Source organism: Streptomyces sp. SID10853, assembly GCF_010548145.1.
Taxonomy (GTDB): Bacteria; Actinomycetota; Actinomycetes; order Streptomycetales; family Streptomycetaceae; genus Streptomyces.
Window position 1 is genome coordinate 1 of the sequence record NZ_JAAGLN010000233.1, and the last position, 10,871, is coordinate 10,871.

Genomic DNA, 10,871 nt, shown 5'->3' on the forward strand with positions numbered 1-10,871 from the left:
CGCGCGGCGGCGGCCCCGCGCCGTGCCGCAGCCCGCGCCCCCGTCGCCCCGCTTCCCCCACTTGGCCGTGGCCGAATCGCACACCGGCGTGGGTGCGGCCAGCCTGGTGGGGCGCGGTACCGTCCGCCGCTTTACGGACCGGGCAGGAGGGTACTGGTGGGGCAGCGAGAGGAGTCGACCCGGGCGCGTCGGTTCGTCCGGGCGCTGCCCGCCGTGCTGATCGTGGGCGGGCTGGTCTTCGACCAGCTGACGCCGCCCGCGTTCACGGCCGCCCCGTTCTTCGCCGCCGCGCCCGTGATCGCCGCCCCGCTCTTCTCGTACCGGGCCACCCTGATCACGGGGGTCATCGCGGTGCTGGCCATCGCGGGGCTGCATCTCTACGACGACACCTCGGCCAGGGGCTCGGCGATCACCGAGCTGATCACGGTCATCACGGTGTCCGTCGTCGCCCTCATCATCAACCGCGTCATCCGGGTCAGCGGTGAGGAACTGGCGTCGGCCCGGGTGGTGGCGGAGACCGCGCAGCGCGCTGTGCTGCCGGTGCCTTCCGAGCGGATCGCCGGGCTGCATATCGCGGCTCGGTACGAGGCGGCGCAGGCCGGCACCTTCATCGGCGGCGATCTCTTCGCCGTACAGGACACTCCGTACGGGGTGCGGCTGGTGGTGGGGGATGTGCGGGGCAAGGGGCTCGGTGCCGTCGAGGCCGTGGCCGTGGTGATCGGGGCCTTCCGGGAGGCAGCCGAACAGGAGGTGACGATCGAGGAGGTCGCCCAGCGGCTGGAGCGTGCGCTGACCCGTGAGGGGGTGCGCCGCGAGGGACTTGACGCCTTCGAGGGGTTCACCACGGCGGCGCTCGCCGAGATCCCGCGCGGCGACCAGGGACTGATCCGGCTGCTCAACCGGGGGCACCCCGAGCCGCTGCTGCTGTACGCGGACGGGAGCATCCACGTCCTCGCGCCGGCCGATCCCGCGCTGCCGCTGGGGCTCTCCGATCTGGCGGCCTGGCCGGACCGGGCGGACGAGACCGAGTTCCCGCCCGGGGCCACGCTGCTGCTCTACACCGACGGACTGTCCGAGGCGAGGAACGCGCAAGGGGCCTTCTACGAACCGCAGGAGCGGCTGCGCGGCCGGATCTTCCCCGGGCCCGAGGAGCTGCTGACGGCGGTGTCCGACGACGTACGGCTGCACACCGGCGGGCACTCCACGGACGACATGGCGCTGCTCGCGGTGGGCCGTCCGCTGCAGGGGCAGCCGGACCGGCGCAGGACGGTGGGGATCATCCACCGGGAGCGACACGATCCGTAGTCGAAGAGCACCCCTCCGCATAACATTTGACTCACTATCAGAAACTCGATGTTTCCCGGCCGCTCCTGAAGGCTGATCAAGTCGCCCGAATGCGCCCCTTTATGCACCGATAAGTGCAGGCCAGAGCCGTTAACGATCAGTCGGAACAGCTTGGAATCCGGCCCTCGCGTCTATTAACGTTCGATAACGCAGCGCGGTTGTCCCAGTCGTCGCAAGAGGCGGCGCCGCGCGCACGCGCCGAATCCCGCAAGGGAACCGGGGAACCACCAATTGGGGTGAATCGGGCTTCTCCGCAAGGGCTGCCCGTAGGAGACCTTCCTGCTCCGAACCCGTCAGCTAACCCGGTAGGCGGTAAGGAAGGAAAGGAGTGCGCCTCCGTGGCGTCCAACAACCCTGCCCCCGAAACGCTTTACTTCCCGAACGACGATGCTCTCGGTTTCGGCGGCGAGGACAGCGGTACGTTCGACGAGTGGAACCCCACTGAGGATTCCCTCCGTCCCGTCCGCGGCAAACACCGGGTCGCCAAGCAGCGCAGCGGTCTCGCCCGCAGCTCGACGGTGCTCGGCGTCGGCGTGATCGCAGCCGTCGGCGCGGGCGGTATGGCCAGCGCCCAGAGCAAGCCGCCGCTCCCGATCTCCCTCCCCGACCTTCCGCAGTCCGTCAAGGACAAGCTGCCGGAGGCCGAGTCACTGCCCGGCGTGGGGTCGCTGGTCGCCGACCTGGCCGGCGGCTCGTCGGACCACGGCGGTACGGCGGACGCGACCAACGCGGCGCTGACCACCACGGCGGCCACCGGCAAGGGCAGCTCGGACGCGGGTGAGGCACTTCGCGCGCGGATCCTCCAGCAGGCCGAGCAGCAGCAGGGCGCGGTCGAGGACGAGGCCAAGGCGGCAGCCGAGAAGGCGGCCGCGGAGAAGGCATCGGCCGAGGCGGCGAAGAAGCAGGACGAGGCCGCGGCCAAGGAGAAGGCGGCCAAGAAGAAGGCCGAGGCGGAGGCCAAGGCCAAGGCGGAGAAGGAGCGGCTCGCCAAGCTGGCGAAGAGCTACTCGCTGCCCGTCTCCTCGTACACCCTCACCTCGCGCTTCAACGACGGCGGTTCGATGTGGTCGTCGGGCCACCACACCGGCCTCGACTTCGCCGCCCCGACCGGCACCCCGATCAAGGCCGTGCACAGCGGCACGGTCAAGTCGGCCGGCTGGGCGGGGGCATACGGCTACCGCACGGTCATCACACTCGACGACGGTACGGAGCTGTGGTTCTGCCACCAGTCGTCGCTCGGCGTCAGCGCCGGTCAGAAGGTCACCACCGGCGAGGTCATCGGCCGTGTCGGCGCCACCGGCAATGTCACGGGCCCGCATGTGCACGTGGAGGTCCGCCCGGGCGGCGGCGACCCGATCGACCCGATGACCTGGCTCCAGGGCAAGGGCCTCAACCCCTGAGGGCCGAACTCTGAGGGCCGAATTCTGAAGGCCGAACTCCGAGGGCCGAACTCCGAGAGCCGAATTCTGAGGCTGGACCCTTGGGGGCTGATGCCTGATGCCCCTCACTCCTGTTCTGTCTCCCGCCTGCGCGTGCCGCCGGCTGTTCTGTCTCCGCCTGTGCGCGTGCCGCCGGCTACGGCATCCCGCACCCCGGCAGCCCTGACGGCATCCCCCCGACGTCAGGGCTGCCGGTTCGTTCGTACCGTTGGTTCGTTCGTGCCGTTGGTTCGTCTGTACGGCCGGTCCGTCCGTCGGTACGTATGGCCGGACCGGCCGGAATAGGGCCGGGCCGCCAGGGGGTTGACCAGTGCATGACTTCTCTCCGCCCACTCGGCTCCTCCGGCCTCCAGATCTTCCCGCTCTCCCTCGGCGGCAACGTCTTCGGGTGGGGCGCCGGCGAAGAACAGTCCTTCGCGGTGCTCGACGCGTACACCGCAGCCGGCGGCAACTTCATCGACACCGCCGACACGTACTCCTCGTGGGTGCCGGGCAACAGGGGCGGGGAGTCCGAGACCGTGATCGGCAACTGGCTGGCCGCGCGGGGCAACCGTGCCGATGTGGTGGTCGCGACCAAGGTCGGTTTGCACCCCCATTACCGGGGGCTCTCGGCCAAGAACATCAAGGCCGCCGCCGACGAGTCGCTGCGCAGGCTGCGCACCGACTACATCGACCTCTACTACACGCACCGCGACGACGAGACCGTCCCCGTCGAGGAGATCATCACCGCTCTGGACGACCTGGTGAAGGCCGGCAAGGTGCGCGCCATCGCCGCTTCCAATGTTTCTCCCGAGCGGCTCGACGCCTCCGTGGCGTTCTCCGAGGCGGAGGGGCTGGCCAGGTACGTCGCTCTGCAGCCGCACTACAACCTGGTCTCCCGCGACACCTATGAGGGCGGGCTCCAGGACGTGGCGGCCCGGCACGGTCTGGCGAGTGTGCCGTACTACGCGCTGGCCGCCGGCTTCCTCACCGGCAAGTACCGGCCCGGTGCGGACATCGACAGTGTGCGGGCGGGCGGTGCGGCCCAGCACTTGGAGACCGAGCGGGGGCCGAAGGTCCTGGCCGCGCTCGACAAGGTCGCCGCGGCGCACGGGGTGGAGGTCGCGACCGTCGCCCTGGCGTGGCTGGCCGCACAGCCGACCGTCGTCGCGCCGATCGCCTCGGCCCGTACGGTCGAGCAGCTGCCGGCCCTCACCGCGGTGGCCGAGCTGAAGCTCACCGACGCGGAGCTGACGGAGCTGACGGCCGCGTCCGCCTGAGCGCAGGCCACTGGCGCAGGCCGGAACAGACACCGGGACCGGCCGCCGGGCAGGCCGTGGCTGGGCGTGGCTGGGCGGCGGGTGCGGATGGTCAGTGCTGGTACGGGTTGTAGCCGCCGTAGTGCAGATGCGGCGGCGGCACCGGCACCCGCCCGGTCGCCTGCGCCGCGTAGAGCAGTGCGGGGCCTGCGATCTCCTTGCGCTGCCAGAGGTGGTGCAGCAGCTCCTGCTCGCGGGCCTCGAAGTCCGGGCTCACCGCGCCGCGGTGGGCCCGGTGGCGCAGAAAGGCGAGCGTGGTCGCGAACGCCTCGTACTCGGACACCGCGCGGGACGCGGCCCTCGCACGGGACTTCGCGTCGGCGTGCGCGGGCGGCCGGTGGTACGGGCTCGGGCTGTACGGGCCTGGGGCGTGCGGACCGGGGGAGCGCGGGCCGGGGGGATGCGGGCCCGGGGCGGGCGGATCCGCACCGTACGGAACCGGGCTGTACGGATCCGCACCGTAGGGATCCGGTTCGTACGGGGCCGGGTGGGGGCCCAGATGGGGGCTGGTCGCGCCGAACCCCCCGCCGAACGTACGCGCCGCGTAGGCGCGCGCCATGGCCCGTGCCCGCATCGACGAGAGCACCAGCGGCTCGGCGGGGGCCAGCCAGCCCGCCGCCGCATACGCCGGCAGCTCGGCGGATATCGTGCGCAGCTCCCGCTGGCGGGTCCAGATCGCCAGCCAGGTGATCACCCCGAAGACCGGGAGCATGAAGGCGCCGTAGACCAGATAGAAGCCGTAGGTGCCGAAGGCCGACGAGCTGTTCCACAGCGCGTGCATCCCCATCGCGCAGAGGAGGCCGAGCAGTGGTGGCGCGGTCCTGCGCAGCCGCCGGTGGTGGGCCGCCGACGCCGCGATGCCGAAGCCGATGCCGGTCAGCACCGTGAACAGCGGGTGGGCGAAGGGCGAGAGGACCACCCGGACGAAGAAGGTCGCCGCTGTCACGGACGGGACGCCCGAGAACCCCAGGGACTTGTCCTCGCCGAAGGCACTGCCCAGATAGAGGATGTTCTCGGTGAAGGCGAAGCCGGTCGCGGTGAAGCCCGCGAAGACCACACCGTCCACGATCCCGGTGAAGTGGCGTCTGCGGAAGAGGAAGATCAGGAGGATCGCTGCGGCCTTCGCGCTCTCCTCGATGACCGGCGCCACCACTCTCGCTCCGAGGGTGTCCGCGCTCGTCGGATCCGCTGTGGCGGTCGCTATCCAGTGCGTGGCGAACGAGTTGGCGATGATCGCGACGAGTGCGGCGGCGCACGCGCCCCAGGCGAAGGCGAAGATCAGATGGCGCCAGGGGCCCGGATCGACCCGGTCCAGCCAGCGGAAGGCCGCCATGAGCAGCGGCACCGGCAGCACGGCCAGACCCATGCCGACCAGGAAGCCTTCGGTGCCGGTCTGCTCGCGGACCAGCGACAGGATCAGCAGGCCGCAGATGGCGAGGACGATGATCACCGCGGAGGCGCGCAGCGTCCTGCTCCGCCAGAAGTCCCTGCGGGGTGCGTACCGCCAGTGTGCACGCGGTGGAACGGCGTCGAAGCGCGGCTGCTCCTCGTACACCGGAACCACCGGATGGGCCGCTCCGGGCGGCACGCTCGACTCGTACACCCGGTTGAGCCTAACGAGCGGTACTGACAACCGCGACGCCGTACCGCGATTCCGCGCTCGGCGCCCGCTCCGCTGTGTCTGTCTGTGCCCGGCTGTGTCTGTCTGCGCCTGTCTGCGCCCGGCCGGACCGGCTACTGGCCGCTCGGGTGGCCGTTGCGGCGGAACAGCAGGTCGTGCACGGTGTGGCCCTTGTCGAGTCCCTGGCCCTCGAACCGGGTCAGCGGCCGGAAGCCGGGCCTCGGCGCATAGCCGCCGTCCGCCGTGGTGTTGTCGTAGCAGGGGTGCGCGGTGAGCACCTCCAGCATCTGCTCGGCGTACGGGGCCCAGTCGGTCGCGCAGTGCAGTACGGCCCCCGGTGCGAGCCTGGCCGCGGCCAGGTCGAGGAACTCGGGCTGGATCAGCCGCCGCTTGTGGTGGCGGCTCTTGGGCCACGGGTCGGGGAAGTACACCCGCAGCCCGGCCAGCGAGTCCGGCTCCAGCATCTCGCGGAGCAGGATGATCGCGTCACCGTTGGCCACCCGGATGTTGGACAGTCCGTTGCGTTCCGCGAGACGCAGCAGGTTTCCCTGGCCCGGGGTGTGCACGTCGGTGGCGAGGATCCCGGTCGACGGGTCGGCCGCGGCCATCTGCGCGGTGGCCTCGCCCATGCCGAAGCCGATCTCCAGGACCACGGGGAGACCGCCGAACAGGGTGGGCAGATCGAGGATCCGCTGTCCGTCGATGTCCAGGCCCCAGCGGGGCCACAGCCGCTCAAGGGCGTCGGCCTGGCCGGTCGTGACGCGGCTGCGGCGCGGCTGGAAGCTGCGGATCCGGCGCTCGTGGTGCGAGCCCGCGGGATCGGCCGCGGGGCCGCCGGGGAAGCGGGGCTCGCCCTTGGCGCGGCGGGGCGGCGAGGGCTCTGGCGGGGGATTCAGAAGATCGGACACAGTGCCCCGATTCTACGGTCCCGGCGGTAGGGGGGTCAGGCTCGGGCAGGCCCGTACCTGGCCGGGGCACCCGGCCTGTCCGAGCCCGGCGGGGCCCGGGGCTCAGGCCCGGACCCCCACGGAGGCCAGCGCCCTGCGGGCGATCTCGCGGCCGATCGGCAGGGCTGCCGTCGCCGCCGGTGAGGGCGCGTTCAGCACATGGACCGTGCGCGGCCCCTCCCTGATCAGGAAGTCGTCGACCAGCGTGCCGTCCCTGAGCACCGCCTGGGCCCGCACCCCGGCCGGCGCCGGGCGCAGATCCGCCTCTTCGACGGCGGGCAGCAGCCGCCGCACCGCCTCGGTGAAGGCGCGCTTCGACAGCGAGCGGTGCAGCTCCCCCGCCCCGTACCGCCAGTGGCGCCCCGCTATCCGCCATGCGCCGGGCCAGGCCAGCGTGGTGCCCAGTTCGGCCGGGCGCACGGTGCCCCAGTCGTACCCCTCACGGGCCAGCGCGGGCACCGCGTTCGGTCCGACGTGGACGGTGCCGTCGGTGCCCCGGGTCAGGTGGACGCCGAGGAAGGGGAAGGCGGGGTCGGGCACCGGATAGACCAGACCGCGTACAAGGCCGGGGCGGGTCAGCGTGTAGTACTCCCCCCGGAAGGGCACGATCCGCATCCCCGGGTCGTCGCCCGCGAGCCGTGCGACCCGGTCGCAGTGCAGCCCCGCGCAGTTGACCAGGGTCCTGGCCCGTATCACCGTCCCGTCCGATGTGGCGACCGCGACGCCTTCCGGGCGCCGCGCTATCCGGACCGCCTCGGCCCCGCACCGGATCTCGGCCCCGGCCGCCGCGGCGAGCTCCGCGAGGCGCGCGGCCACCGCGCCGTAGTCGGCGATCCCGGTGGTGGCGACCCGGATCGCGGCCAGCCCGCGGACCCCGGGTTCATCATCGGCGATCTGGGCGGGGCCCAGCTCCCGCACCGGAATGCCGTTCTCCCGGCCGCGCTGGGCCAGGGCGTGCAGCCGGGGCAGCTCGTCCCGCTCCGTCGCGACGATCAGCTTGCCCGTCACCTCGTACGGCAGGCTCTGCTCCGCGCAGAACTCGGTCATCTCCGTCGCACCGCGCACCGCGAACCGGGCCTTCAGAGAGCCGGGACGGTAGTAGATCCCGCTGTGGATGACCCCGCTGTTGCGGCCCGTCTGATGGCGGGCGGTGCGCTGCTCCTTCTCCAGCACCACGACCCGGGTGCCAGGCGCGGACCGCGTCAGGGCGTACGCCGTCGACAGGCCGACGATCCCGCCGCCGATGATCAGCACGTCGCAGTCGAAGCCGCCGCCACTGCCGCCATTGCCGCCACTGCCGCGGTGCTCACCACCACGGCGCTCGCCTTCGCGAGTGCTGCTGTCATGAGCGTCGCTGTCGCGAGCGCTGCCGGCTCGTCGAGCGCCGCCGTTCCCGAAAGACATCGCACCTCCTCCCACCCCGATAGTGCACTGGCCCACTGACAATGCCCTCAAACCAGGGGGGAGGACCGTTCTACGCGGGCGCCACCAGGAGTGGTCTGGCCCGCTCGCGTAACTCCACCACTCTCGGCTCGTCGCCGTACGGCTCCAGACGGTGCAGCAGATCCCGTACGTACTCCGTGGTCCGCGCCGATGAGATCCGCCCGGCGACCTCCACCGCCCGGGTGCCCGCGGCGCACGCCGCGTCCAGGTTCCCCGACTCCAGCTCCGCCACCGCGCTCACCACCAGCCGCAGCCCGTGCGAGCGGACGAACTCCTCCGTCGGCTTCGACAGCGCCTGCTCGGTGAAGCGCCGCACCTGACGCGGGGCCTTCAGATCGTGGTAGCACTCGGCGGCGTCGGCGGCGAAGCGGTCGTACGAGTAGAAGCCGAGCCAGGACGGATCGGCGTCGCCCTCGCGCGAGCGCTCCAGCCAGCCCTCCGCCGCCTTCAGCGCCGCGCCCGCCGCGGCCGAGTCACCGGCGCGCGCGTGCGCCCGTGCTTCGACAAGCCGGAAGAAGCTCATCGTGCGGGCCGTCGCGAGGCCCCTGTTGCGCTCGACCGCCGCCTGCGCGAGGTCCACCCCCTCGTCCCCGAAGCCGCGGTAGACCGCCTGGAGCGACATCGAAGCCAGGACATATCCCCCCAGCGGGACATCGGCGGCCGCGCGGGCGAGCCGCAGCGCCTGGATGTAGTAGCGCTGGGCGGCCTCCTGCTGGCCGGTGTCGAACGCCATCCACCCGGCCAGCCTGGTCAGTTCGGCGGTCGCGCCGAAGAGCCCGCGGCCCACCTCGTCGGAGTACGAGCCGAGCAGCAGCGGGGCCGCGTCCACCCGCAGACACTCCGGCACCATCGACGAACGCCAGTCGCCGCCGCCGTACTTGGAGTCCCAGCGCCTGGCGTCCTCGGCGGCCTCCCGGAGTTTGCTCACATCGCTGTGGCCGACGCGCAGCGCGGCCGGGTCCGCCAGCTCGTCGGCGCCCCGCTCCACCGACGAGTCGGCGGGTGTTATCAGCCATCGCGAAGCGGGTGTCGCATATGCCGTGACTGCGAAGGATCCGGCGAGCGACTGCCATATCCCGCCACTTCCGGCCCGTCGCCCCGCGAGGTCCAGCCGGTACAGATCGGTCGCCGACACCACCGCCGAGCTGACGTCGCGGTGGAAGGCGAGCCCGACCTCGGGGGCCGGATCCGCGTCCGCGAGACCTATCTCGTGCAGCGGTACGGGCCGGCCCAGTTTGGCGCCGATCGCCGCGGCGATCAGATGGGGCGCGGCGCCCTGGGGCACCATGCCCTTGGAGACCCACCTGGCCACGGACGTTTTGTCGTACCGAAGCGTCAGGCCGCGCTGGGCGCCGAGGTCGTTGACCCGTCGCGCCAGTCCGGCGTTGCTGATTCCCGCGACGGCGAGAACGGTACCGAGTTTGTCGTTCGGTCCGCGTAGCTCCCTGGACATGCGCCACCCCTCGACACACAGACGGCCGCCGTGTCGCGGCAACTCCTCTTGTCCGAGAAGCCGTGCACGGCATTCGTAAACCCAGCGTAGTTCGCCGCATCCCTACCGTTAAGGGGGGATGTTCCGGATGGCGGGATTGTTTGCCCGGCCCGGAGCGCTTCCGCCGCCGGCCCGTGCTCCTGTCGTGTGGCCGTGCGCCCGGCCGTGCGCTCTGGTCCGGCCGTTCTGTGAGGTCTTCGATGTGGAGTGCGTGGGTCGGCCCACTGCACAGGATCCAGTGGGCTGGGGGATACGGCCGCCTCAATCCCCGCGGGCGGCCGGCCGGTCCGGGAGGCGCGCCGCGTCTCCCGGACCGAAGCGCTCTGCGGCCCTTCGGCCACTTTCCCGCACAGATGCCACTCCGCCAGAATGGCCGGATGACGACCCTCGTCGTGCAAGACCGTATGGCCTTTGCCGGGGGCGCATTCGCATGTGGGTGCGCGCTTCCGTACCCCCTCCAGTACGCCGTTGTCATGGCAGCATGGTCCTGAACGCCCCTGGCGTTCAGTTGTCCACAGCCTGTGGAGGCGGCGATGCGGTGGTTGGTGGGGTGGAGCAGTACTGCCGCGAGCTTCGGCACGGCCGGTTCGGTGGGCAGCGCGGACGAGGGGCGCACGGTCCACCCCGTCGGCTCCCAGCTGCTCTGGGGAGACCCCGACCCCCTCTGGGCGGTGGGCGACTGGCGGCCCGACGAGGTGCGGGTCATCACGGTCGACCCCTTCACCCGCCTTGCGGTCCTGGGCTGTTGTGCCGCCACTGACGAGGAACTGCGGGTCGGCCTGTTCGCCGCGCGCGGTGGCGCGCTGCGCCATCTCACCGCCTGGGCGGGCAGTTACACCGTCGTCGTACAGTCCGGGCGCCGGGTCACCGTCATCGGCGACCTGGCCGGTGCACGGCCCGTCTTCCACACCCCCTGGGCCAACGGCACCGCGTACGCCACGGCGGCCCTCCCGCTCGCCGACCTGGTCGAAGCCCAGCTGGACATCGGGCACTTGGCGGCGCTGCTCGCCTGCCCCGACGTGCCGGAAGCGCTGCGGGACTCGACGCCCTACGCCGGGGTGCGGCGCATCCCGCCCGGCCACGCGCTCATCCTGCGCGAGGGCTCCCGGGAGATCACCGGATACGAACAGGTCGCCTCGCTCGCCGTTGCGGCGGCCCAGGTCGACCCGGACCGGGCCGTGGACGGCGTACGGGACGCGCTCGTCGAGGCCGTACGCGCCCGGCTCACCGCGCCCCGCCACGCCCCCGAGACGCTGCCGCCCGACCCGGGCCCGGTCCCGGGGATGG

At 72.0% G+C, this 10,871-nt stretch carries 7 protein-coding genes, 1 pseudogene and 1 riboswitch; of the genes and pseudogenes, 4 read left to right on the forward strand and 4 right to left on the reverse strand.

The window, feature by feature from the left end:
* Positions 1–156: 156 nt before the first annotated feature.
* The 3 genes from G3I19_RS29845 (at position 157) to G3I19_RS29855 (ending at position 4,042) form a co-directional block, all read left to right on the forward strand.
* Complete coding sequence (locus G3I19_RS29845; RefSeq protein ID WP_164266836.1) at positions 157–1,305, forward strand: PP2C family protein-serine/threonine phosphatase; 1,149 nt, start codon at positions 157–159, stop codon at positions 1,303–1,305.
* 225 nt (positions 1,306–1,530) lie between these two features.
* Positions 1,531–1,671, forward strand: a riboswitch (cyclic di-AMP (ydaO/yuaA leader).
* Positions 1,672–1,682: 11 nt separating this feature from the next.
* Positions 1,683–2,744: a M23 family metallopeptidase gene (locus G3I19_RS29850; protein WP_164266837.1), complete on the forward strand. Its 1,062-nt coding sequence runs from the start codon at positions 1,683–1,685 to the stop codon at positions 2,742–2,744.
* Positions 2,745–3,097: 353 nt separating this feature from the next.
* Entirely contained in the window at positions 3,098–4,042 is a 945-nt protein-coding gene (locus G3I19_RS29855) for an aldo/keto reductase (RefSeq protein ID WP_164266838.1), read from the forward strand.
* Between the two features lie 91 nt (positions 4,043–4,133).
* Here the strand turns inward: G3I19_RS29855 and G3I19_RS29860 are convergent, their stop codons facing one another.
* The 4 genes from G3I19_RS29860 to G3I19_RS29875 all read right to left on the reverse strand — a co-directional run bounded on the left by G3I19_RS29860 (position 4,134) and on the right by G3I19_RS29875 (position 9,545).
* Positions 4,134–5,669, reverse strand: coding sequence for a PrsW family intramembrane metalloprotease (locus G3I19_RS29860; protein ID WP_343235249.1), 1,536 nt, complete (start codon positions 5,667–5,669; stop codon positions 4,134–4,136).
* A gap of 146 nt (positions 5,670–5,815) precedes the next feature.
* Positions 5,816–6,610 carry a tRNA (guanosine(46)-N7)-methyltransferase TrmB gene (gene trmB, locus G3I19_RS29865; protein ID WP_164266840.1) on the reverse strand — a complete coding sequence of 265 codons (795 nt, stop codon included), beginning with the start codon at positions 6,608–6,610 and terminating at the stop codon, positions 5,816–5,818.
* 102 nt (positions 6,611–6,712) lie between these two features.
* Complete coding sequence (gene lhgO / locus G3I19_RS29870) at positions 6,713–8,053, reverse strand: L-2-hydroxyglutarate oxidase (protein ID WP_164266841.1); 1,341 nt, start codon at positions 8,051–8,053, stop codon at positions 6,713–6,715.
* Between the two features lie 70 nt (positions 8,054–8,123).
* Positions 8,124–9,545 carry an MFS transporter gene (locus G3I19_RS29875; protein ID WP_164266842.1) on the reverse strand — a complete coding sequence of 474 codons (1,422 nt, stop codon included), beginning with the start codon at positions 9,543–9,545 and terminating at the stop codon, positions 8,124–8,126.
* Positions 9,546–10,117: 572 nt separating this feature from the next.
* On the opposite strand from G3I19_RS29875, the pseudogene G3I19_RS29880 reads away from it, so the two are divergent.
* Positions 10,118–10,871 (forward strand): annotated as a pseudogene (locus G3I19_RS29880) (asparagine synthase); the annotation flags it as partial.

Coding starts and splice junctions, on each gene's coding strand:
- lhgO (WP_164266841.1), bottom strand. CDS start 8,053: ATGTCTTTCGGGAACGGCGGCGCTCGACGAGCCGGCAGCGCTCGCGAC.
- G3I19_RS29855 (WP_164266838.1), top strand. CDS start 3,098: ATGACTTCTCTCCGCCCACTCGGCTCCTCCGGCCTCCAGATCTTCCCG.
- G3I19_RS29875 (WP_164266842.1), bottom strand. CDS start 9,545: ATGTCCAGGGAGCTACGCGGACCGAACGACAAACTCGGTACCGTTCTC.